At 28.2% G+C, this 25,141-nt stretch carries 25 protein-coding genes; 10 read left to right on the top strand and 15 right to left on the bottom strand.

The annotated features are described in order from the left end of the window. Window positions 1–664 precede the first annotated feature (664 nt). The 4 genes from ACTG44_RS02770 (at window position 665) to ACTG44_RS02755 (ending at window position 5,784) form a co-directional block, all read left to right on the top strand. Window positions 665–1,339 (top strand): response regulator transcription factor, encoded by a 675-nt coding sequence (locus ACTG44_RS02770; RefSeq protein ID WP_479918065.1) that lies wholly within the window; start codon window positions 665–667, stop codon window positions 1,337–1,339. Further along, window positions 1,327–2,487, top strand: coding sequence for a sensor histidine kinase (locus ACTG44_RS02765; protein WP_479918064.1), 1,161 nt, complete (start codon window positions 1,327–1,329; stop codon window positions 2,485–2,487). The genes ACTG44_RS02770 and ACTG44_RS02765 overlap by 13 nt, the downstream gene beginning before the upstream one ends. Window positions 2,488–2,653: 166 nt before the next feature. Then, window positions 2,654–3,322, top strand: a complete 669-nt coding sequence (locus ACTG44_RS02760; RefSeq protein WP_479918063.1) for an ABC transporter ATP-binding protein — start codon at window positions 2,654–2,656, stop codon at window positions 3,320–3,322. 2 nt (window positions 3,323–3,324) lie between these two features. Beyond that, window positions 3,325–5,784 carry an ABC transporter permease gene (locus ACTG44_RS02755; RefSeq protein ID WP_479918062.1) on the top strand — a complete coding sequence of 820 codons (2,460 nt, stop codon included), beginning with the start codon at window positions 3,325–3,327 and terminating at the stop codon, window positions 5,782–5,784. A gap of 80 nt (window positions 5,785–5,864) precedes the next feature. Here the strand turns inward: ACTG44_RS02755 and ACTG44_RS02750 are convergent, their stop codons facing one another. The 6 genes from ACTG44_RS02750 to ACTG44_RS02725 all read right to left on the bottom strand — a co-directional run bounded on the left by ACTG44_RS02750 (window position 5,865) and on the right by ACTG44_RS02725 (window position 11,094). Beyond that, complete coding sequence (locus ACTG44_RS02750) at window positions 5,865–7,187, bottom strand: sensor histidine kinase (protein ID WP_479918061.1); 1,323 nt, start codon at window positions 7,185–7,187, stop codon at window positions 5,865–5,867. Between the two features lie 120 nt (window positions 7,188–7,307). Next, a complete protein-coding gene (locus ACTG44_RS02745) occupies window positions 7,308–8,000 on the bottom strand; it encodes a response regulator transcription factor (protein WP_021382947.1) in 693 nt (230 codons plus the stop codon). 51 nt (window positions 8,001–8,051) lie between these two features. Further along, window positions 8,052–8,831 (bottom strand): lantibiotic immunity ABC transporter MutG family permease subunit, encoded by a 780-nt coding sequence (locus ACTG44_RS02740; protein ID WP_479918060.1) that lies wholly within the window; start codon window positions 8,829–8,831, stop codon window positions 8,052–8,054. Next, window positions 8,828–9,598: a lantibiotic immunity ABC transporter MutE/EpiE family permease subunit gene (locus ACTG44_RS02735; protein ID WP_479919763.1), complete on the bottom strand. Its 771-nt coding sequence runs from the start codon at window positions 9,596–9,598 to the stop codon at window positions 8,828–8,830. The genes ACTG44_RS02740 and ACTG44_RS02735 overlap by 4 nt, the downstream gene beginning before the upstream one ends. Next, entirely contained in the window at window positions 9,591–10,313 is a 723-nt protein-coding gene (locus ACTG44_RS02730; protein WP_479918058.1) for a lantibiotic protection ABC transporter ATP-binding protein, read from the bottom strand. Before ACTG44_RS02730 ends, ACTG44_RS02735 begins: the two co-directional genes overlap by 8 nt. Window positions 10,314–10,581: 268 nt before the next feature. Continuing rightward, complete coding sequence (locus ACTG44_RS02725) at window positions 10,582–11,094, bottom strand: hypothetical protein (RefSeq protein ID WP_479918057.1); 513 nt, start codon at window positions 11,092–11,094, stop codon at window positions 10,582–10,584. Between the two features lie 204 nt (window positions 11,095–11,298). On the opposite strand from ACTG44_RS02725, the gene ACTG44_RS02720 reads away from it, so the two are divergent. Then, entirely contained in the window at window positions 11,299–11,556 is a 258-nt protein-coding gene (locus ACTG44_RS02720; RefSeq protein WP_021382953.1) for a hypothetical protein, read from the top strand. A gap of 120 nt (window positions 11,557–11,676) precedes the next feature. Next, on the top strand, window positions 11,677–12,303 hold the full coding sequence (locus tag ACTG44_RS02715) for a uracil-DNA glycosylase family protein (RefSeq protein WP_479918056.1): 627 nt from the start codon (window positions 11,677–11,679) through the stop codon (window positions 12,301–12,303). Between the two features lie 229 nt (window positions 12,304–12,532). Here ACTG44_RS02715 and ACTG44_RS02710 read toward each other — a convergent pair whose 3' ends face one another. The 3 genes from ACTG44_RS02710 to ACTG44_RS02700 all read right to left on the bottom strand — a co-directional run bounded on the left by ACTG44_RS02710 (window position 12,533) and on the right by ACTG44_RS02700 (window position 14,495). Continuing rightward, window positions 12,533–13,312 (bottom strand): EFR1 family ferrodoxin, encoded by a 780-nt coding sequence (locus tag ACTG44_RS02710; protein WP_479918055.1) that lies wholly within the window; start codon window positions 13,310–13,312, stop codon window positions 12,533–12,535. Window positions 13,313–13,380: 68 nt separating this feature from the next. Next, a complete protein-coding gene (locus tag ACTG44_RS02705) occupies window positions 13,381–13,842 on the bottom strand; it encodes a MarR family winged helix-turn-helix transcriptional regulator (protein ID WP_479918054.1) in 462 nt (153 codons plus the stop codon). Beyond that, on the bottom strand, window positions 13,818–14,495 hold the full coding sequence (locus tag ACTG44_RS02700) for a flavodoxin family protein (protein ID WP_479918053.1): 678 nt from the start codon (window positions 14,493–14,495) through the stop codon (window positions 13,818–13,820). Before ACTG44_RS02700 ends, ACTG44_RS02705 begins: the two co-directional genes overlap by 25 nt. Window positions 14,496–14,732: 237 nt before the next feature. Between ACTG44_RS02700 and ACTG44_RS02695 the strand changes: the two genes are divergently transcribed. Together ACTG44_RS02695 and ACTG44_RS02690 are read left to right on the top strand one after the other, a co-directional pair. Beyond that, window positions 14,733–15,119: a BlaI/MecI/CopY family transcriptional regulator gene (locus tag ACTG44_RS02695; RefSeq protein ID WP_021382959.1), complete on the top strand. Its 387-nt coding sequence runs from the start codon at window positions 14,733–14,735 to the stop codon at window positions 15,117–15,119. Window positions 15,120–15,121: 2 nt separating this feature from the next. Further along, window positions 15,122–16,921: a BlaR1 family beta-lactam sensor/signal transducer gene (locus ACTG44_RS02690; protein ID WP_479921225.1), complete on the top strand. Its 1,800-nt coding sequence runs from the start codon at window positions 15,122–15,124 to the stop codon at window positions 16,919–16,921. Between the two features lie 355 nt (window positions 16,922–17,276). Here the strand turns inward: ACTG44_RS02690 and ACTG44_RS02685 are convergent, their stop codons facing one another. Further along, a complete protein-coding gene (locus ACTG44_RS02685; RefSeq protein WP_479921224.1) occupies window positions 17,277–19,355 on the bottom strand; it encodes a penicillin-binding transpeptidase domain-containing protein in 2,079 nt (692 codons plus the stop codon). 369 nt (window positions 19,356–19,724) lie between these two features. Between ACTG44_RS02685 and ACTG44_RS02680 the strand changes: the two genes are divergently transcribed. Continuing rightward, the gene (locus tag ACTG44_RS02680; RefSeq protein ID WP_021382995.1) at window positions 19,725–20,303 is read left to right on the top strand and encodes a TetR/AcrR family transcriptional regulator; all 579 of its coding nucleotides are present in this window, start codon (window positions 19,725–19,727) and stop codon (window positions 20,301–20,303) included. After that, on the top strand, window positions 20,296–20,955 hold the full coding sequence (locus ACTG44_RS02675; protein WP_021382902.1) for a chloramphenicol acetyltransferase: 660 nt from the start codon (window positions 20,296–20,298) through the stop codon (window positions 20,953–20,955). The genes ACTG44_RS02680 and ACTG44_RS02675 overlap by 8 nt, the downstream gene beginning before the upstream one ends. Before the next feature lie 118 nt (window positions 20,956–21,073). Here ACTG44_RS02675 and ACTG44_RS02670 read toward each other — a convergent pair whose 3' ends face one another. From ACTG44_RS02670 to ACTG44_RS02650, 5 genes are all read right to left on the bottom strand, one after another. Next, window positions 21,074–22,123, bottom strand: coding sequence for an ABC transporter permease (locus ACTG44_RS02670; RefSeq protein ID WP_479921223.1), 1,050 nt, complete (start codon window positions 22,121–22,123; stop codon window positions 21,074–21,076). Further along, complete coding sequence (locus ACTG44_RS02665) at window positions 22,123–22,863, bottom strand: ABC transporter permease (RefSeq protein ID WP_479921222.1); 741 nt, start codon at window positions 22,861–22,863, stop codon at window positions 22,123–22,125. Before ACTG44_RS02665 ends, ACTG44_RS02670 begins: the two co-directional genes overlap by 1 nt. A 21-nt stretch (window positions 22,864–22,884) precedes the next feature. Continuing rightward, the gene (locus ACTG44_RS02660; RefSeq protein ID WP_479921221.1) at window positions 22,885–23,607 is read right to left on the bottom strand and encodes an ABC transporter ATP-binding protein; all 723 of its coding nucleotides are present in this window, start codon (window positions 23,605–23,607) and stop codon (window positions 22,885–22,887) included. 102 nt (window positions 23,608–23,709) lie between these two features. Then, window positions 23,710–24,435 (bottom strand): PadR family transcriptional regulator, encoded by a 726-nt coding sequence (locus tag ACTG44_RS02655; RefSeq protein WP_479921220.1) that lies wholly within the window; start codon window positions 24,433–24,435, stop codon window positions 23,710–23,712. A gap of 99 nt (window positions 24,436–24,534) precedes the next feature. Beyond that, window positions 24,535–25,140, bottom strand: coding sequence for an MBL fold metallo-hydrolase (locus tag ACTG44_RS02650; protein WP_021382935.1), 606 nt, complete (start codon window positions 25,138–25,140; stop codon window positions 24,535–24,537). Between the last annotated feature and the right edge of the window lies 1 nt (window position 25,141).

Below are 25,141 nucleotides of genomic sequence, written 5' to 3'. Positions count from 1 at the left end.
TTTTTATAGTATGTAACTTCCATCTTGATTACTAATCTATCCACTAATAAATATATATCATTATCTTATTAAATATCCTTAATGTTTTCTTTCATCATACCTTCCAACTTTACATTTGAATTATGAATACTTTATTTGGTATTATTATAATTCCTAAATAAATATTATTTTTTGTAGATACTTGCTCTTTTAGGCTCATTTGAATTTATTATTCTCTTATTTAAAACTATATAAAACAAAATTAGTTGATATGTCAATTATATTTTAATCCAATATAAAAAGCAATAATAATTGATATATCAACTAATTAATGTATATTCATTCGTTTTTATAAGTTTTTATAATTTATCTGATTTTTAATCAATCGCCTTACTCAGTTAAATCTTTTCCTTTCTATATATCTGTCCTCCATTCTACATATCTGTTTTCCATTTAAATTATAAGGCTTCATCAGTTAAAGTTTTACATTTACAAGTATTAAATATAAAATATATCTTCATTTAAAATTACCAACAATCATATGCTTGATTTATTTAATATATCAAAATATACTAACTTTAATGATTAAGTTTTGGCATATACCTAAAAATTTGAGAATTTATTGAGATTTTTATACTAAAATTAAACATACTTTAAATGCTTTTATTTAGAAAGGAGAATTTTTATGAACAATAAAATACTTGTTGTAGATGATGAAGAAGGTATAATAACACTCTTAAAAGACTACTTTGAAATGAATGATTATGAGGTCTACACTGCTCAAAGTGGAAAAATTGCATTAGAAAAAATATCTATAAACCCAGATATCATTTTACTTGATATAAATATGCCTGAAATAGATGGGATTGAGGTCTGTAATAGAGTTAGAGATTATGTATCATGCCCTATTCTGTTTCTTACTGCTAAGATTGAAAATGCCGATAAGATAAATGGTTTTCGTGCTGGTGCTGATGATTACATTGTGAAACCTTTCGACTTAGATGAACTTGGAGCTAGAGTATCTGCTCATCTAAGACGTGAACAAAGAAAATCAAATCAAACTAAAATTAAATTTTATAATGATTTAGTAATAGATTATGAGAAAAAGTCGATTTCTATAGATAATAATCTAGTCTCCCTTTCAAAGAAAGAATTTGATATAGTGGAGCTTCTTTCCATGAATCCTGGTCAAGTATTTGATAGAGAAAGAATTTATGATAGAATCTGGGGATACAATAGTAATGGTAATAGCGATGTTATAATGGAACATATTAGAAAAATACGAATCAAATTATCAAAATATACTCTTGAAAATTACATAGAAACAGTATGGGGAGTTGGTTATAAATGGATAAAATAAATGATATGTCACTAAAAAAATCTTTCTTTGTTCTTACCTTATCTTCTCTAATTATAGCATCAATACTTACAGCTCTATCATACATTTTACTTAATAATATATATAAGTCTATACAAGATAAATATTTGGGAACACCTCTACATACAGGGACTATAACCATAATGCAGAATAATATTAACCAGTTCAGTGATTATGATAAAACATTACTTAATATAATTAGTACACTTCAGTTTGTGCTTCCACTTGTATTTTTTATAGGTTTTTTATTATTGGCTGATATAATTTTTTATAGGATAAAATTGAAAACACCTATTGAAATACTCAATAAAGGTGCAATGGAAATATCCCATAATAACTTAGACTTTTGCTTAGAATACAAGAGTAATGATGAATTAGGTAATCTATGCAATGCTTTTGATAAAATGAGGACAGAACTAAAGAAAAACAATATAAATATGTGGACTATGATTAATGATAGAAAACAGCTTAATACTGCTTTTTCTCATGATTTAAGAAATCCTCTAACAGTTCTAAAAGGTTACTCAAATTATTTAACAAAATACATACCAACAGGAAAACTTACTGACGAAAAAATTTTATCAACTACTCAACTTATGTCTGAACATATCAATAGAATCGAATGTTATGTGGAAAATATGAGTAGTTCTCAACGATTAGAAGATTGGGTTGTTTCAAAATCTTTATCAAGTATAGACAAGTTTATAAAAAACTTAGATAGAAATCTATCTATTATTGCTGAACAAGAGAAAAAATCTTTTACACTTACAAACAAAATAAATAATATAAACCTATTGTTTGATGAAAATATTATTCTTAGAGTTATTGAAAATATAATATCAAATGCTTTTAGATATGCGAAAAATAATATATCCATACTTATATATCTTGAACAAGAGCTCCTTACATTTATAATTGAAGATGATGGTATAGGATTTAGTGAAGAATCTCTAAAATCAGCCTTAAAACCTTTCTATAGAGATAAGATTTCAAATAACAACAACATGCACTTTGGTATGGGTCTTTATATATCTAAAATATTATGTGAAAAACATGGTGGCTCTATTTACGTTGAAAATAACTCAGCCAATAGTGCTAAAATTACAGCTAAATTCTCAACAAAAAATTAAAGCAATTTTATAAGATTATTACTTCTCTTCTATAAATTTTGTTAATTAGAATTTATAAAGTATATCCTTTTGAAATAAACTCTTAAATAAATAAAATTAGAAAGTTGAGAAAAAATTGAGTTTTAAAACTTACACTCTTCTTATATAGAAAAGGAGAGTGTTTTTTATGATTATAAAAGCAAAGCAATTATCAAAGATATATGGTTCTGGCAACAATAAAGTTATTGCACTCAATAATGTCAATTTAGAAATAAAATCAGGTGAATTTGTTTCTATAATTGGACCTTCTGGAAGTGGAAAAAGTACGCTTTTACATATTTTAAGTGGTTTAGATAACCCTACCTCTGGGCAAGTGTTACTTGATGATAAAGATATATATAAATATAGTGAAAAAGAATTATCTGCTCTTAGAAGAAAGTCCTTTGGATTCGTTTTTCAGCAGTTTAATCTTTTACCTGTTCTTACAGCATCTGAAAATATTTCAATGCCTGTACTTCTAGATAAGAAACAGCCTGATAAAAAATACTTAAATGAAATCTCGTCATTACTTGGAATCACAGATAGGCTTCACCATCTTCCTCATGAGCTTTCAGGAGGTCAGCAACAAAGAGTTGCAATTGCTAGAGCACTTATTGCAAAACCAAATATAGTATTTGCTGATGAACCCACAGGAAACTTAGACAGTAAAAGTGGTAGTGAGGTTATGAATCTTCTTATCAAAACTTCAAAGCAGTTTGGTAAAACTTTAGTAGTAATCACCCATGATGATAGAATTGCAAAACTTGCTGATAGAAGACTTTCAATTATTGATGGTGTGCTTATGGAGGTGGAATAATAATGAAGAGTTACCTTTCACTTTCAATAAAAGAATTAAAAAACCAAAAACTTATGACTACACTTATTATTATAGCAATAGTACTATCAACCATTATGACGACTGTGATTGGGCAGTCAATTGCTATACTTCAAAATTTAAGAATTGAACAAGCTCGTTCTTTTAATGGTGATAGACATGTATCCTTTCACCAACTTACTAAAAATCAAGTTGATAAAATAAAGAAGGATAATAGAATTTATCAAGCAGGTACTTCAGTAGCCCTTGGTACTAGTAAAATAAAAGATTCTGGCATCTCTGTACTTGTAAAAGAATATGATAAAAAGGGACTTTCCAATTACCCAAAGTTAATGAAATTAAAATCTGGAAATCTTCCTAAAAATGAGAATGAAATAGCTTTAGATGAAAATACACTGAAACTTATGGGCATAAAGCCAAAACTAGGTATGACAATACCTATGAATTTAGATATTTCACTTTTAAAGGACACTATACCAGCATATAATTACACGGCCAACTTTAAATTGAGTGGTATTTTAGAAGATGATTATACTGGATATGCAAGTGGTACAGTAAATGGTATTGTAGGTAAAGGTACATCAGAAAATTTTCTGCCTAAAAGATATACTTTATCCTCATTGGATTTTAAAATAAAACAACAAGACAAGTTCCAAGAAATAGTAAATCAATTAGCCAAAGATATAGGTCTTTCCCACAATTCAATTCAGTATAATTGGATTTATTTAAATGCACTTGGAATACAGTTTGAAAAAGATAATTCTGACAATGACGGTATCTCTATTATTATATTGGTATCTTTATTCATTGCTTTATTAGTTTTATTGGCTTCGGGACTTGTAATCTACAACATTTTAAAAATATCTGTTACAAAGAAAATTAAGGAATATGGAAGTCTAAGAGCAATAGGTGCTGAACCAAATCAACTATATAAGATTATTATTTTACAAATTTTAATCTTATGTGCTATTGCCATACCTATTGGAGCTATAGTTGGAATTATATCTTCTAAGGGCATAACTGGAATGGTAACTAATATCTTAAACCCAGATATACTTCTAGCAAATAATAGTAAAGAAATAACTGAGCTTATACATAAAAACTCAACTGCTTATCTATTCCCATTATTATTAAGTGCTAGTATGTCATTGATTTTTTCATTTATTTCTGCCCTACCATCAGCAATATATGCTTCACATGTCTCTCCAAAAATTGCTATGGCTGGTAGTACTACTAAAATCAAAAGAAAGATTAAAAGAGAAAAAACAATAAAAAACTTTGAAAGGCATCTCGCATGGCTAAACTTAAAAAGAAATAAAGGAAGAACTATAATAACTATACTCTCTTTATTTATGAGTATAACAGTATTCGTCGCACTGAGTGAGTTTTCCAATGTATTAGATGTATCTAAGTCAGTAAGCAATTTAAAAGAAGGAGATTTTTCCTTAACAAGCGAAGTATCTGGTTTTGATAAGTCCACTCTAGATAAAATAAAGAGCATAAAAAATATCGACCGTACTTCTTTTATAAAATACTCTGAATATAAACAGGGCGAAATAGATACAAATATCCATTTTGAAAATAGTGGTGAGATGTTAAAAATCATTGGAATTGATGAAAGGACCTTAAAAGACTCAATACCTTCTATTACAAATTCCACATTAGAAGATTTTAAAAATGGCTCTATTTGCTTTATAAAAAATCCAGTTGCTATTTCTACCCCAGGTGTAAAAATTAAATATACAAATCTAAAACCTAAAGATAATATTACAATCAATAAAAATCAACTAGAAATATATAGTACAATAGATAAAATGTTTTTTTTGCAAGGTAATGGTTGGTTAAATGGTGTTGATGTTATTGTATATGATTCTGTTTATGACACCTTGACAAATAAAGACAAGTTTAATCAAATAAATATTTATGCTAAAAATAAATCAGATTTAGAACAAATAAGATTATCTATAGAGCATATTTGTAAAAACAATCCAGGCTCTCATTGGATATCATACATCGAATCAGACAAGCAACTTAAAGAGAGTTTTGAACAAATAGAATTTCTAGCATGGGCAGTAATACTTTTTGTGGGTTTGATTGGTACTTTAAATATAATTAACACAACTAATACAAATATAAATACTAGAATTAATGAGATTGGAGTTAAAAGAGCTATTGGTATGAGTAATAGTAGTCTATATAAGATGTTTTTATGGGAAGGTGCTTACTATGGAATTTTTGCATCCATATTTGGCTCCATTGCTGGATATGCCAGTGCTGTTATCATAAACATGGCAACTATAGAAAAGCTTGATTTTACTAATATACCAATTCTTTCAATTTCACAAGTTACACTTGTTTCTATACTTGCATGTATAATAGCTACTCTTATTCCATTGAGAAAAGTTAAAAAGATGAATATAATTGATTGTATAGATATTAATTAAAATTTAAGAAAGAGGAGGCATAATAGTCCTCCTCTTTTGATTTAAAATATATAAGTTAAATTCATAAAACTTTTAAGTAATTAAGTGCCATGCCAAAATGTCACACATGCTCCACCTGATTTTGAATTTTCTATTTTGACAGAACCTCCAAGCTGTTCCACTAATTGCTTTACAATATAAAGCCCAAGACCAGAATGACCACCTTTAGTTTGCCTAGCTTCATCGCCTCTATAAAACTTATCAAGAGCCTTTTTCAAATCTTTAGGGCTAAACCCACTACCAGAATCGCAAATCTTATAATAGATACAATTTTTTTCAGACTCTACACTGATGTTAATACTACCACCTACTGGAGTGTATTGCAGACTATTGGATATAATATTATCAAAAATTCTAGTCAATCTATCCACATCTATTTGAATTGGAAACTGCATATTACCCTGCATTTTCAGGACAAGCTTTATTTCTTTTTGATGAGCCTGTAATTCATAGTCTTGTACCTTTTGTTTCAAAAAATCAGGTAAATTTACAGGGACAAGGTTTAATTGTATATTTGATTTTTCCAAATCAGATGTGTATTGCATTTTCTGAACAAGAGAAGCACTTTTTTCTGTATTTTCTCTTATAACTGTGAGATACCTGTGTAATTTTTCGTTACCATCTAAATTATTATCAATAAGTGCATCTGTATATCCCAAAATAACAGAAAGGGGAGATTTCAAGTCATGCGCTAGAGCTTCTACCATTTCAACACGTTCTTGTTCTATTTTCCACTGTACAGATAAAGATTTTTTTAGTTCATCTTTCATTTCAGAAAAAGCACTGCAAAGTTTTCCAAGTTCATTATCTGAATAATAGTCGATTTCAAAATCAAGGTCTTTTTCTCTTATCTTCTTGGAAGCATCAATTAATAAATGCACTGGTTTATTGATATTTTTTACAAAGCGTTTAGAAAACCATACAGTAAACCCAATAATATATAAAAATGGAGAGAATAAAGCTATTACAATAATTACACCTATAAATCTTCCCCTATTATTTGCAAATGTCACTTTTACTTGATAGGACAGAATAACAGCTCCTTCAACCTTTCCATTATCATCTTTAATAGGAATAGTATAGATGTAACCTCCTTTACGAGCAATTTTTTTGCTAAAATTGCTAAATAGTTCTTCTTTTGTCTTGAATGGTTTTCGTGGATTAGTACTATACAATACATTGCCATTATCATCCACAACTTGATATAAAAGCCCATCTCCATGAATAATACTTTTTAATTCTTTTTCATTCGATTGAGATAACCAGTCTATGTTTTTTTCATTAATGTATTTTTCAATTCCAGGAACTTGTCTCTCATAATAATTTGATTGATAAATATCCTTATCTGCTGAATATATAAACAAGTAAATAGCAAAGACATAAGTAATTATTGTGGAGACTATACTAGCTATTATAATGAAAATAAAGGTATGCCTGAACTGGGTCGTAAGTGATTGATTTTTCATTTAATAATTTCTCCTCCCTTACATTTTGTTCCACTTGTATCCAATTCCCCAAACTGTAGAAATATATTCTTTTTCTGGCATCACAGCGGCAAACTTAGCTCGTATTTTTTTGATTCGTTCAACAACAGTTGCAGAATCGCCCTCAGAATCACATCCCCATACTTTTTCATAGACCTGTTCTCTGGAAAAAACTTGTCCTGCATGAAGTGCTAGTAGTTCAACAATATCATACTCTATTTTTGTTAAGTCAATATCCTTGCCATCAATTTTAACTGTACGCTCTCTCATATATAGGCACAACTTTCCAAAATACAATGTAGACCGTTTATTTTCTTCATTGATATACTGTGACCGCTTTTCTCTACGCAGATTGGCTTCAATTCTTGCCATCAATTCACGCAATCCAAAGGGTTTTGTTACATAATCGTCTCCTCCAAAAGTCAATCCTTTGATTTTGTCAGTTTCCGATTGCTTTGCACTCAAAAATATAATCGGACACAAAACATCATCTCGAATTGCCTGGCATACCTCAAAACCATCCATTTTAGGCATCATAATATCCAGTATAATAAGGTCAGGCTCCATTTTTGATAACTCTATACCTTTTTGCCCATCAGAAGCTACCAATACTTCATGACCTTTTTCTTTCAATTCATCTTCAAGTAACATTACTAAGTCTATTTCATCATCAATAATCAATATTTTGCTCAATATAACACCTCCTTTATATTATGGGAAGTTAGTTATTAAAGCAATATCCATCTACTCGTAGCTTTTCCTTCCCTCCCATATTTTAAACCAAACAACTCCTCCTATCAAGAATATAATTAGACCTATTGCCACTGCTACAAAATGTATAGTAGCTGATTGTATCATTCCAGAATAAATCTCTTCAGTTGGAATAGTTCCATCTCCTTTAATAAAGTAAGTGCCTGGAAGCATACCCAATTTTACTGGCCATGTCCATGGAACAAATGGGCCAACTGTTGAACCAATACTTGTTAACCCAAGTATTGCAGCCATTAAAATTCCACCAACACTAATACCAATAGATGCACCCATTCCCCATGCAAAACTCACCCAAAGGTGAATAGCTAATATTGGAAGTGACCCGATTACCACAAGAGCGGCGGCGGCCATAAATAGCCCTACTGGTGCACCAGATGGCACTGCAATATTCATGCCTATGCAAAGTATCAATGTAGCAATAAATGTACATACAGCTAAACAAAAAAGGAGAAAAAGAAATTTTCCAAGATATAATCTAACACGAGAAATACCTATACATAAAAAACCATTAAAATTTCCAGCAAGTTCTTCCTCATACACTATAAATCCTGACAGAATACCTACTCCAATAGGAATAATGAATACAGTCCATACTGTGAAAAACCCTTCAAAAGCAAATGCTTGTGTACTTCCAGATTTGATTGCAAGATAGGCAACCACACATAATGAAAAAATAACAGGCATAAAAAGAGTAAGCCATCGGACAGCTGTTCTCTTTGCTCGAAGCCATTCTGATGATAATAGTTTTATCATTTGTCATCCCTCCTACTAAACCAAACTGCAGTAAGTGCTGTTAATACTAGAAACACAACCAAAGAAACAACAATACCAATAGGAATTACTGAATTATTCAAAAGAGGGTCTCCAGCTTGTAATATAGTACCATTAGGATGTATGTTAATGATTGGACACACCATTCTAACTGCCCAACTCCATGGTACTGCAATCCAAAATGGTTGTGTCGCAGCAAGGACACCCAATATCATTCCTAAAAATCCAACTCCCATGCTTAAGAACATACCTTTCCACGTAGCAATCAATAACTGAATTGGAAGTATAGCAAGAGAGACAACCCAACATACAATACTTGCCCCTATAATCTGTCCAAAAGGAATTGGTCCAGCTTTCAATATTAAACCAGTTATAATTGTTACAACTATTAAAATTAATGTTGAAATCAAACTGTAGACTGCCATAGCTATAACTTTATTAATCCAAAGTACCATAGGAGATACATTGTGTGTACGTAAAGCACGATAATTTCCAGCTTTTCTTTCCTGTGCAGCTACTAAAGTAGCAAACAATGCAAATCCAATAGTCAAGAACATAAATGACCACCAGTTAAAAACTAATGCTAAAAGATTTTGCCACTCCCAAGAATCTGATTGGGATAATGGATTTTGCATAAGTGTTCCTTGCATTATAAGTGCATATGCTGCAAAGAATACTGGAAAAAAAACAATCAGTTTCCCCATAAATGTTCTTTTATATTTTAAAAGTTCAGATTGTAGACTATTCATCTTTTTTTCCCTCCTCTATTTGTCCTCCTTTAAGAATAACATTTGAAAAGAATTCTTCTAGATTTTCATTAGGGTCAGGTTCTCCTTGAAATAGTAGTCGTCCTCCACTTATAATCCCAATATTATCTACAACTTGAGCAACTTCTGACAGAATATGACTAGAAAGAATCACAGTTATACCTTTTTTTGGAAAAGAAGCAATCAACTCACGAAGTTCTTGAATTCCAAAGGGGTCAAGCCCATTAGTTGGCTCATCCAGTATCAACAATTCTGGGTCACTCAAAAGCGCAATAGCAATTCCCAACCTTTGTTTCATACCCATAGAGAATTGTGAAGCTCTCTTTTTACCTGTATTTTTCAAGTTGACTATTTCTAGCACCTCATAAATTTTATCTTTAGGTAATCCCAAAAGTTTTGTATGTACTAGTAAATTTTCTTCTGCTGTAAGGTTTCCATACAAAGAAGGTGATTCTATTAAGGCTCCAATATTTGCAAGAGATTCTCGTTTCCAAGGTTTCCTATCAAAAATAATACGTCCATGTGTTGGGCGAAGAAGACCAACAAGCATTTTAAGTGTTGTCGATTTTCCTGCACCATTTGGTCCCAAAAGTCCATAGATACTATTTCTCTCAATTTGCAGAGAAACGTTGTTAACCGCCATTTGTTCTCCATATTTTTTTGATAAATTTTTTGTTTCAAGAATTAAATCTTTCATATATATTTCTCCTTTCTTGTAATGCGTTGATTTCTATTACTAAGAAAATACTAACATGAAAAAATAACAATTCTATAACAGCTAGAAATTTTAATGAAATATAAAATTAAAAATAGAGTTACCAATTTTATTTTGGCAACTCTATTCAAGTTTACGCTTCTTTATGCTTAATATTTATATTAGATTTAAATTTAGTTGTATTAGACTTAAGCTGATATTTCATAATTATACTAGCTTCAAATTTATTCTATAATCTTTAAATCATGCACTAATCTATTAATTCATATTTCTTTAGACATCTAACATAGTTTGCTACTAAATAATAATTATTTATATCATATTTATCTAATCCTTTAAATGCAGTTATCTCATCATTAAGTTCATCACTACCCTCTACAAATACACATCCTGTTTCAAACTCCATCCCAACCATAATTGGACAACCACTATACACTTCCTCTTGTGTATCGTATAATTTTTTTGCATTCCCTTCATTTTGAATTATAAATGCAACATGTTTTAATTCTGCATTATTGGGGATTTTTTCTGATAAAGGTTTATTTAATTTAATATTATGGATAATTACATCCTTGAATTCTTCTGAAGTTTCTTCTTTTATTATATAGTTTTGTTTTAAAAATTCTATTACTTCTAAAATAGGCTTAGAATTTACTTTTAAGATATCTTTATATTTTTCATATACAGATTTCCACTGCTCAATTTTTTCTTGAGATACTTCTTGAGTATATGTGCTTACTTTTTCTTGTGATATTTTTTTCATTTAAATTTCTCCTTCAATATCTATATAATCTCATTTACACATTTTCTTTAAACTCTACATCTGAAACTTATTTATTTTATTACTAGTATAATACTCTGAAAAACTTTACAAATCAATTTAATTTTGCTACCTTTTATTTATAACAACTTATAGTCCTTTTCTCCTCTAATTTCGATAAATTACTTTTACAAGGAGGTTGTCTTTATGATTTTAAATAGAACTGAGCTTTTCCGAGGATATTCTTTAGATAGATTTAATGAGATATGCAGTATATTATCAGTAAACAAAATTAAATATAAGTATAAAGTGAAAAACAATAATTACTCTAAAAGACCTTTTTCCAGTAAAATGATTCTTGGAAATTTAGGACAAAAGGAAGATTTTTCTTACGAGTATTCAATTTATGTACATAAAGATGATTATGAACAAGCAGATGCTCTAATAAATTCTAAGTTTAGATAATTTATCAATCAAACATGACATTCTGTTGTCATGTTTGATATGTTATTATGATTTTAAAATTATATACTTTAAGACTATTTTTTATAGTACTTAAAGCTTGAAACCAAGGAGATTTATCATATGAAAATAAATATAAAATCAACTTTAAATGAATTTATTAAGCAGAATAATCTTTTCGATGAAAACAAAATAGTATCATATCTTCCCAATATAACAATAGACACAGACTCCATAAAAACTATAATGATTAATGAGGTTGTACCAAATAACCCCAATGACGATTTTTATAGTATAAATGAAGATGCAGATTACTTGAAAACTACTCTCCCTTTATTTAACAATGCAGGCATAGAAGTATCTAATATAAATGATATATTAGATATGGGTATCTATGTAACCAATGCAGTAAAACTTCCTAAATCAGAATATACAATAACTAGTGATACAATTAAATTGCATATGCCTATTTTAGAAAAAGAAATTCAATTATTTAATAATCTAAAAGTAGTAATGTTGATGGGAGATGTTGCAAAGAAATCTTTTAATATGATTACTAAAAAACATACAAAAAAGAATGCTATCCCTTCTATCTCAACATATAAACTTCGTAACAATGAACTTTATTATGATAAATTAAGAATATTTCCATCGTATATCATGACTGGTGGAAATATATTGATTGAAAAATCAAAGTTTGAAATGGCATCAGATGATATAAAGAAAATGGTTGAACTTATAAAAGGATAGATGCTAGGTTAAACAAATAATAAGTGCCTCAAAAATTTTTATTTATGAGGCACTTTTATTTTTATATTAATATCACTATATATTTATTTATTATTATTTTTAATCTCTAATATACTTAGTATCATTACATATTACTCTTTACAATATTTCCATAAGATTGCTATATGTTTCTCTCTATTGCTCTAAAATTTTATTTGATAAGATAATTATTAATACAAATAAAATATATCTATTTATCTAAAAATATATCCTTAACAGTAACATTTGGATGATGATACTTCTTTCTATCTGTTAAAAATGATTTTTTTATATTGATAGCCTCTTTTGGACACCAGTGAAAACAAGCTAGACATCTTTCACACTCATTACCCCACTTTGGCTTTTTATCTACTATACTTATATTATCTACAGGACAAACTCTTTTACATGTCCCACATCCATTACATTTGTTTTCTGCAAAAAATTTAGTAGTTGCAATTTGCATATTCTTTCCTACTAAACGAAGCATAAAACTATCTATATATGACTTCAAATTATTTTTCCCCTCTATACTTCCCTTCTCCAAGTTATTGATACATTTTGCGACCTCATATACTCTATCAGTTATATTTTTCAATCTTTCTTCTTCAACATCTAGAGGTGTTGTCAAAGCATTTCCAGGCATATCAATTATAAAACCAGCAGATAATTTTTTACCCTTTTTCTTAAGTAGTTTATCTATAGTAAACAAACTATGCCCAGCTACTCCATTACAAGTGGCTATAGCGTATATATGAGTATTATTATTGAAATTTAATTTCTCTACAAAAAATTTTACTATCTCAGGAGCATCAGCAAAGTAAACAGGAAAAACAATTATTAATATATCTTCATTTATCTCTATATTTTGCTTTTTTCTATGTATGGCTAAAGGTATTATTTCTTTACTTTCATTCAACATTTCTTTTAAAGTCTTTGAAACTACTAGAGAATTCCCTGTCCCAGAAAAATAATAAATCTTAGAACTCATTCTTATCCCTCTTTCTATCATTTTGTATCATTAATAGTTAAAAAGACTTCCCAAAATAGAGTTTGTATTTACTTGCCAATTCTATCTAAAATATCGGCAAACAAAGGTAACTCTTCATCAGAAATAGATTTAAATGTCTCTACTGCGTATATACTTGCAATTTCATTTAAAGGCTCTTCTAATTCTTTGCCTAAATCTGTTAAAAATATTTGAAATTTACGTCTATCTTTAATATCTACTTTACGGACAATCAATCCTTTATTTTTCATAACATCTAAGATTCTTGTCGTATTAGATTTATCCTTACATGATTTTTCACATAAATCTATCTGAGAAATTCCATCTTGTTCCCATAGAAATCTTAATAACGCATAATGGTCAGCTGTTATATCATATCCATTTTGTTTAAACATTTTTTTCAAATCATCTTTTACTTTCAATGAAGTTCTTACTAACTTATTTGTAACCTCATATAGTTTCTCAAAATCTTTCATTTTACCTCCATCTAAATAATCCCTTGTTCCTCCCATCTATCAATTATTCCTTTATACTGCTCAATATTTTTAAATGCCATTGGCTTTAAAAAAACATTCATAGCAATAAAGTTATAAATTTGAGAAAACACAGGTGGATTTTTCTTTTCCTCTATGCAATAAATAAATTTTTTAGATACCTTTTGTATCTTTAATTCTACATTTTCAGTTATAGGATTTTGATTAAATCCAGTTTTTATAGATAAATTACCACAAACGTAACCTCCAGAATCTAAGACCATTGATTTCATAAAAGAAATCGCTTTTGAACCTCGAGCATTTTCATATGTAGTAACTGCTATACATGGCTTATGGTACAATAACCTTTCCAACATCATATGTGCTCTATCTGTAAATACCTTGAAAAGCCCAGTTACACTGCTTCCATAAGTCGGGCTACCAAATATAACACCATCACTCTTAGTAATTATATCATGAATATACTCTACTTTATCACTTTGATTAATACATTTCCCCATTTTATAACAATTTAAACAACCAATACAGTATGATGGATTGACTTCACTTAAATCGAAATAATTAATTTTTACATTTGGTATTAATCTTTCTATATCTTTATATAAATAAGCCAAAACTTTTGATGTAGCTCCGTTTTTTCTAGGACTCCCATTTATAACTGTAATTATCATTTCTATACCTCCTTATTTTAGTTGTTATATCAACAATAAGTATATCAACTATATTTTTAGCTGTCAATATAAATTCTATTTAACTTAAATGTGTATTTATACAGCTTAATTAATAATTCTATTTAACTATGTGCACTTGCTTAAACAACTATAAATGAATTATCTTTATGAATTGACAAACCAAATTAATGATAATATACTTTATATATTACAAATGTAAGTATAAGGAGGTATATCATGAAAAAATTACCACAAATTTCAGAAGCAGAATATCAAGTGATGAAGATTATTTGGAAATATGCTCCTATTAGTACTAATGAAGTAATTGAAAAACTAGTAGAAATAAGTACATGGAGTCCTAAAACAATTCAGACAATGTTGTTAAGATTAGTTAAAAAAGGAGCTTTGACATATGAAAAAAATAGTAGAGTGTTCGTTTATACTCCACTTGTTGAGGAAGAAGAATATGTAGCTAAAGAAAGTCGTTCTTTTTTAAATCGTTTTTATAATGGTGCTCTTAATTCTATGGTACTAAACTTTTTAGAAAATGATAAACTCTCTGAAGATGATATTGAGGAATTGAGAGAGATTTTAAACAAAAGGGTGACTAAGGAGGATAAGTAAATATGTATGCTCCATTCTTTATCCGATTCTTATTTAGTACATTAACCCTATCATTGTTGATTATTGTAATTTTATTTACTAAAAAAATATTTAATAAGCACATTTCTGCAAAATACCAATATAATATTGGATTTATATTGCTTATAACATTAATAATTCCATTTATACCTCTTAAATATATTAATCTCGGAAATATGTTTAACTATCTACATGGTTTTACTCAATTTGAAAACAATACTGCTAATACTTCTACAATAAAAAATAGCTCAAGTAGTATTATTAATAACTCAAATGCATTAAAAGATTTTTCAGTATCTCTGAATCAATCTAATTTTAGTAGTTTAAATATTTTATTATTAATATTATGGATAGTTGGTATTTCAATAATGATAGTTATTGCTATTCATTGTAATTTTAAAATAAGAAATATAAAAAAATCTGCACAAATTTTAGAAGATGATGAGATAGTTTCAATATTTCAACAGTGTAAAAAAGATATTGGGATAAATAAGAATTTTATATTATGTAAATCCTACATCATAAATACACCCATTACATTTGGATACTTTAAACCACATATTATATTACCAGATGAGTCTATATCTAAATTATCTTCAAATGATATAAAATATATTTTACTTCATGAATTACAACATTCTAAAAACAGAGATATCTTGGTAAATTATATAATGTGCTTCTTCCAAATATTGTACTGGTTTAATCCTCTTGTGTGGTGTGCACTTAAAGAAATGCGAGTAGACCGTGAAATTGCATGTGACATTTCAGTTTTGAAAAAACTTGATAAAGAAAATTATATAGAATATGGACAAACACTAATAAATTTTGTAGATAATATTTCAAGACCATATAATCTCACACTTACATCAAATATCAGTGGGTCAAAAAAACAGATAAAAAGAAGATTATTAAAGATAGCAAATTTTCATGCTGAATCAAAATTTTTAAAGTTTAAAAGCATTTTAATTTTTACATTGATTGCTTTAATTGTATTTGGAAATAGCCCTACACTATCCATTATGGCAGATGTTAATGAAGAATATAAACCTATAAATAACCAAACTACGTATGAAGACCTAAGTAACTACTTTGAAGGTTTTGATGGTAGTTTTGTTATGTATGATTTAAAATCCAATCAATATCATATTTACAATGAAGAAAAAAGTAAAAAAAGAGTTTCTCCAAATTCTACATATAAAATATATAGTGCTTTGTTGGGATTAGAAAATGGGATAATAACAAGAAATAATTCATATATTCCTTGGGACGGAAAACATCATTCTAACAGCTCATGGAATAAAGACCAAGACCTATTTTCTGCTATGGAAAACTCTGTAAATTGGTATTTTCAATATATAGATAAAAAAACAGGAATAAAAGATATACAAACTTATCTTAAACAAATTAAGTATGGTAATTACGATGTTTCAGGAGGCATATCACGCTTTTGGCTAGAATCTTCATTAAAAATCTCACCTATTGAACAGGTGAAATTACTTAAAGATTTTTATACAAATGAGTTTAAATTTAAAGACAAAGATATAAAAACTGTAAAAGATTCATTACTAGTATCAAAAAAAGATGGAGTATCACTTTCTGGTAAAACAGGCACTGCTACTATAAATGGAAAAGATGTAAATGGTTGGTTTATAGGTTATGTAGAAAAAAATGAAAATACTTATTTCTTTGCTACAAATATTCAAAGTAAAGATTATTCTAATGGTAGTTCAGCAGCTAAAATAACACTATCTATATTAAATGACAAAAAAATCTATAACTCCTAATACATTTACTATAAAGTCCAAAAACTTCACATAATTTTCATATGAATTATCTATTAAATTCACACACAAGAGTTATTATATAAACATAGAAGATAGTAAAACTAGCTTAAAAACATAATATAATACCCTATACAAAATAGTGGCAACTCTCCCTCACATCCTCAATTGTTGCCACTATTTTAATTTTTTGTATGAAATCAAATACATTTTCATCATTTCAACAATGAAAAAGAGGCTCTTCTCTATTTTGAGACAGCCTCTTTATTTATTTTAAAATTTACCAACAAATTCGAAAATAATACATCTAAAATACTATCCCCCAAGCGAATTAGATTAATCTTCAAATTGAATAAAATTAATCTTCAAATATTGATTTAACAATAGGTATAACATAATGGCTTCCTCCACGATTCTTTACGTCTTCAACCATAGCAATTGCCATATACTGTTTATCACTGTTTTCATCTACAGTAAAAGCATTGAACCATCCAAGTTCTGTCCCTGTAACATCATCTTTAGATTCTTTAATTTCTGCTGTACCAGTTTTCCCAGCAATAGTAATTCCCTTAGTCACAGCACTATGACCTGTACCATTAGGACTTTCAACAACTTGAATCAAGTCATCACGAATAATTTTTACAGATTCCTTAGAAAACACACCTTTTTTCCAAAACTCAGCATGTGGATTCTCTTTAAATTCAAGGTAAGGCTTTATCATGTCTCCATCATTAACAAAAGTTGAGTATATTGATGCCATGTGTACTGGATTTACAAGAACCTTACCTTGCCCATATCCACTATCTGCTAATTGTATCTCAGTATCAAATTTATTGTCCGTACCAAACCTTGAAGAAGATAATCCAAATTCAAATGGCATGTTTTCCTCAAATCCAAGTTTTAACAACTCTTTTGATAATACATCTCCACCTATTTTTAATGCTGCTTTAGCAAAATAAATATTGTCAGAATAAATTAGCGCATTCTTCATATTTACAGTATTCCCATAATCTTTTAATGTGGTTACCTTATAACTCCCCCAACTAGAATCTTTTTGCCAACTAAGACCACTATGCCCAAAGTTTTCATTTGGATTAATCTTTCCTGTTGTTATACCAATACCAGCAGTAACTGGTTTAAAAGAAGACCCAGGACACAATCGTGCTTTAAATCTATTGTACATTGGCTTGTTTTCATTTTCATTGACTTCCTTCCATCTATCTCCTGACATCCCCAATATAAACTCATTTGGATTATACGATGGACTACTTACAAGTGATAAAATCTCTCCTGTTTTAGGATTCATAACTACTGCACAACCTTTATCATTTTTCATTTGCTCATATAGTTTACTTTGTAGTTTTGAATCTATAGTTAGCTTTACATTTTCTCCATCTATTTTAGGCTCAGTTACTAGAGTTTTTTTCTTATCTCCATATCTATCAGCTATGATAATCTCATATCCATCAATACCACGTATCCTATCTTCCAATAAACTCTCTAAACCAATCTTACCAATTATACTATTAGAATTATATCTCTTACCTTCTTTTTCCTTTAATATCTCTGCGTTTACATTTTGAACATATCCAGTTAAATGACCAGCTTTTTCACCCAATGGATACACTCTGACTTCTGTATTAGATATCTTAACTCCTGGAATACTAAGAAGTGAGTCTTGCAACTCTTTATCTTTTTCTTTTACAGTTCCATCCGCATTTTCTTCTATTTTTTCAATGGTTTTTATAGGTACCATTGAATTTTCTTTTACCCAAGATGCCTTTAATTTCTTTTGAATTTGTTCAACTGGTACATTTAGTAAAGCAGATAATTTTTTTAAGTCCTCTATATTATCACTCATTTTTTTAGGAACTAACCCTACCATAGATGCAAGACCTTGACCAGCAATCATTACACCATTTCTGTCTAAAATACTTCCTCTCTTAGCTTTAAGCTTTGATATTCTTACAGTATTATCTTCTTCAAGTTCTGGAAATATAACATCTGACTGCCATTTTATTCTATAATTTTTATGTCTATCTCTAGTTAGTAGTACTTCATTTGAAAATGAAATTTCTCCTGCTAAAGTATCCATCTTCGAATCATATTTTATTATTTTGTCATTACCTTTTTCTTTTTTAATATCATTAATCTTGACACTCATATTGTGTGAGTTAATTCCTTCATATATCTTTTTATTTCTTAAAATAAAATCTTCTTTTTTATTTTCTGACTTACTCTTTTCATCTAACAAATCATACATTTTTTCATATTTTCTTTCATTTGCAAAAGATATATATTGCTTAAATACTTCATCTGGTTTGCTTTTATTGAGTCCATTTAATATAAATTTTGCTGAAAAAGCAACAATAACTGTAAATAGACAAATTAGAAAACCAAAAACTATCATTCTTCTTGTTTTTTTATTTTTTCTCATACAAACCACCTTTACTATTTAATATATTACACATGTAAGCTTTAAATTCAAAATAATCTTATGAATATAACTGCTCTATGGTTTTATTATGTTTTAATTATCCCTCAAAATATGTAAGCAGTATATAATTAATAGTAACTTATATATTACACACGTAAGTTTTAAAAGTCAATAATATTATTAGTATTTAATTACTCTTTACATCAATTTAAAAGTAAATCAATCCTATTGCATTGTCCAGTCATTTTATAAATTAATATTACAGTATTATCCAGTCATTTTAAAGTAAATAAATTTGCATTGACAAAACGACACAAGTGTCTCATAATTAAAAGAGACACTCGTGTCGTTAAAAAGGAGGTACAAGATATGTCAACAAAAGGAGAACAAACCAAACAATTTATCATTGATACATCAATAATGTTATTTTCTGAGAAAGGATACAGCAATGTAACAATGAAAGATATTTGTGAAGCATGTAACTTAAGTCGTGGTGGACTATATAGACACTTTAATTCAACAAAAGAAATTTTTATCAGTATATTAAATACTCATAAAGACAATTCTCAAAGTTTATTAGATAAAAGTATCAAAGAAAATATATCAGCTAAGCATATATTAGAATATTTTTTACAACAACAAAAAAATGATATAAATAATAAATATTGTGGTTTAAATTTTGCAATACATGAATTTGCTTTTGTAGAAAAAGACCAACGTGATTATATGAATAAAAGATATAATTCAGCTATCACAATGCTTTCAAATTTAATCGATTATGGACAATCTAAAGGTGAATTTAAAAAATGTGATTCTAAAACAATTGCAATACACATAATGTTTTTATTCGATAGTATGAAAACATCTTCTCCTGTTTTGAAACTTACAAATGAAGATATTGATAATCAAATAAATATTATAAAGAATATGGTGATTTTATATGAGTAAACAAGAATTCCATAAAATTGATTTACAAAACTGGGAACGATATACACATTTTTACTATTTCTCAAAAATGACAAATGTAGGATTTGATTTGACTATAGAAATAGATATTACCAATTTACTTAATGAAACGAAAAAAAGAAATATCAAATTTTATCCAGCATATTTATACATAATAACAACTTGCTTGAATCTATATAAAGAATTAAAAATTGCATATGATGAAAATGAACTTGGCTATTGGAGTACATTAACACCATTCTATGCAATTTTTCATGATGATAATAATACTTTTTCATCAATATGGACAGAATATGATAAAGATTTTTCGATATTCTATGAAAATTATTTGGCAGACATTAAAGAGTACGGAAAAAATCATGGTTTTCTAGCAAAACCAAATCCACCCAAAAATTGCTATACAGTTTCTTGTATTCCGTGGATTAGTTTTAAGAGTTTTACTGTACACAATCATGGTCTTGAAAATTATTTTTTCCCTACAATTGAAGCAGGTAAATACTATCAAAAAGATGAAAAAATACTTCTACCTCTTTCTATAACCGTACATCATGCATCTACTGATGGATACCATGTAAGTTGCTTTATTGATGATATCCAAAAAATGTGCTTTGATACTAAGTCATGGTTATACTAAGAATTTATATTCTATTATTTTAAATTAAATAAAAGGCTTAGATACAATACTAAAAGCCAATAACTTTTAAAAATTAAAGTTTATTGGCTTTTTTGTATTATACAAAGTTTTATATTAGTCAATTATTACGACTTGAATACTTACTTGTTTGAGTAAGTTTCATAGCTAATAAAATTAAAACTACTATCATGAATGTTAAAATGTAAATATAATTCATATTGAAAAAACTTCCTTTTCTCTCTTCTACATAAGTCACAAAACTGATAAACCATCGCATTGGACTTATAATACTAATTTTTTGTAACATTGTTGGCATTTTCTCAATTGGAATGAATGAACCACCAATAAGTGATAATATAAGTGATATACATGTAGAAAATAAATTTGCATACATCTCTTTATTGAATAAAGAAGATATAAATGTTCCAAAAGAAGTTGCTAAAGCTGATACCCACACCCCTATAAAAATTAGTTCTATATAATCCATTCCAATATCAATATTAAGTAACTTAATTATGGATATTGAAACTATGTACTGAAAATATGTTATTGTAAAGTTGTATAACATATTCCCTAACACATATCCTTTTATATTTTGCGGAGAATAGAGTATTCTTGTAAATGTACCTGATTTTTTATCTTTAATAATCATAGATGCTGTTACAGTAGATGTTATCATTAAAAACAACACAATAAATGCAATTATTCTTTGTAAAGCTCCTAAAGAAATTTCTTGTAGTTTATTTATATCTATAGTCGTTGGTTCTTTTTTATATCTTTCTATTAAATACTTTAATGTATTATTTGTATCTTTATCTTTTATAGAGTATAATTTAAAATCATTTTTATTAAAATGTATAACAGCTGAATACTTTCCAGTTATAATATCAGTTTTAACTGTTTTAAGGTCTGCAGTCTCTACATTTATTCCTTGAGTATTTTTTAGAGCTATTATTGTATTTTCATATATTCTTTTTTCAGATGCATTTAGAATTTGTTCGTTTTTATAGTCATTTAAAATACCAATATTGAAAGATGGTTTACTTATGTAATTTGCCAATACCCCAAGAATTACTACAATTATAGGAAATAAAATTGTAACTAGAAAAACCAATCTTTTATTCATATTCCTTCTTAAATTATTCTTAAAAATATTTATTAAATTCACTATATAAAGACCTCCTTCTTAAAAAACTTAATTGTAAATATAGTCATCAATATACTTATGATTATAAATATACATGATATATTAAAAAGGAGATGTAAATTATTATCATAGATACAAGCAACTATAGCTCTATTAATCCATGTTAATGGTGATATATGGATTATTAATGAAATGACTGAATTTAGAGAGCTAACTGGAAAAAATACTCCTCCCAAAAAACCAAAAATCACTATTGGTATATTAATGATATTACGTAACATATCTAAATTTTTACAAACAAGTCCCAAAAACAAACCCATAGATGATACTACAATTGATTCACACATTAATAGAAAAATAACAGCTAAAAAATTTCCTCCAAAACTCATCTGAAATATACCTCTTAATAACACCAAGGTTAGCAAATTACATAGTGAAAGTACTATTGTGCAAGAGAAAAGTTTTGAAAGAACTAAATCTGCTATTGAAATAGGAGAAATCATATAACGATATGATGTGCTAGAAATTTTTTCATCTTGTGCTGCATAGGATACACTAATGATTCCCATAAGAACACAAAATGGTATTGTAACAATAGTATAATAGTTATATGATGTAAAATCCTCACCATAAGATTTTGATGTCAAATAGCCTAATAACACTATGATTATTATTGGAAAAACAATATTATAAAATAAAACAAAAAAATCTTTACTTCTTCGTTTCACTCCCAATTTGAATAATGGTAAAAAATATCTCATCTCTTTATCCCTCCAAGTCTCTTAAATCTGTACCTGTAAGAATGTCTTACAACCAAATTTTAAATATTTATTTTTATATAAACTCTTATCTAAATCTTCTATAATCACCCCTTTATCTATTAAAACAATTCTATTACATAAAGTTTCAATCTCTTCCATATAGTGGCTAGTATATATAACTGTTGTGCAACTAGCATTAAGGTCTTTGATTGTTTGCATAATTTTGTTTCTTGATTGAGGGTCGATGCCTACTGTTGGTTCATCCATGATGAGAATTTTTGGGCTATGTGCAATTGCACAAGCTATATTTAGCCTACGCTTCATTCCTCCAGAGAATTTTGTTGGAAACTCCTTATATCTATCCCATAGTCCAACAAACTCCAAAGCTTCTTTAGTTCGACGTTTAAGTTCACTACCTCTAAATCCATATAATGAGCAGAAAAATTTAACATTATCATATGCACTTAAATCTTCATATATAGCTAATTCCTGTGGGACAACACCAAGTGAACGCTTAAAAGTATTTTGTTGATTATCAATATCTTTTCCTTTATAATATATATTTCCAGTGTCTGGAGATACAATTGTAGTAAACATATTTATAGATGTACTTTTACCTGCTCCATTTGGTCCAATAAAACCTAAAATATCTCCTTCTAATACCTTAAAACTTTCTCCTGATACAACTTCTTTATCGTTATACTTCTTACATAAACTTTCAATCTCTAACAATACATTACTCATTTATAAAATCCTCCTCAATATTTACCCAATATTATATATCCAACATTGTATATATTACTTTTTTAAAACACGAGTATTGTACTCGTGTTATTATAATGAAATTTACTGCTTATTTTGTAATTTTAATATTATTTTATCTATGTTTTCTATAGCTTTATCTGGATTATCAATTATTTCATCCCTAAGTCTCTGAACTTCGAGTAACTCATTTGTTGTTTCAGATGTAAATAAAAAATTTTCTTCTATATTTGAAAAGTCTATAGATTTAATTATGTTCTGCGTTTCGCAACCTACAGATATATACTTATCAAGATTATTTAGTATTTCTTCATGCCATAGGATTTGATAATTTAGATTGCCTATTGTCATATCAAATGCAATTTTTTCTGTTGCAAGACTCTTGCTATCAATTTTTTTAATCTCTTTCCAATTTTCCCAATACCTCTTCTGCTCTATCAAATATTTTATATGCTTTTCAAGATTTTTTTGTAAAGTATCCTTAGGTAATATATCCAAAATATTATGTAACAGAAATTTATTTGAACCCGTTGGAACTATTGGCATCTGAAGTTCTTTTTGTATTTCTTCCTTTAATTCTAGTTTGCCACTTTGGGTAATCTCATAGATTTTACGAATTCTAGCACCAGTTTTTTCTTCTCTTAAAACTCTAACTGCTCCATCTTTTTCTAATTTTGTCAACGCATAATATATTGACCCAGACTGTATTTTAGTCCATCTATCTGCACCAGACACCTGTAGAAACTTTTGAATCTCATACCCATGTGTTGGTTTAATATTTAAATAATATAAAATTAAAGTGCGTATCATGAAATTCACCACCTATACTCTATCTTGGATATTATATTATCACCAATGTTGGATATAGTCAATAGATAATATAGTATATGTCTGATAAATTACTATTTTTTATTTAATACAAGGAGTCCCATGAGACATACATATCCATTTGTATTTTAAATTATCTAACTCTTTTATAGATTTCATCATCTTTTTAGAATCCCAATTCCAAAGATTAGGATAAGGAATTATACTGCCATTCTTATTTTTAACTAAATCCCCTGCGAATAATACATCTTCAAAAATCATACATACATGTCCCGGCGTATGACCAGGAGTATGGATAATTTGTATATTTCCAACCTTCATATTTTCTCCATAAGGTTTAATATCCTTAATAATTCTTCTAGAAATTGTCTTTCCAATAAACTTTTTAAATCCAGGTCTATCCTTCTCTCCTGTAATAAAAGGTATATCTTCTATATGAGCCCACACTTCTGCTCTTGTATGTTCTTTTAATAACTTAATATTAGATATGTGGTCAACATCATGATGTGTTAGTAAAATGTGCTTAATATCTGTAAGTTGAATCCCAAGTCTTTTTAATTCTTTAATCATATTATTACCCATAAAAGGAAGTCCTGTGTCTATAAGAGTAATTTCTTCATCAAACACAATAAAACAATTTGAGCCACGAGTACTATCCAACATTAATACATTTTCTGTTATTTTCATA

It is taken from the genome of Clostridioides sp. LIBA-2809, from assembly GCF_056688965.1.
The sequence above is the reverse complement of the archived record's forward strand: the minus strand, read 5'-3'. Positions and strand labels throughout refer to the sequence as shown.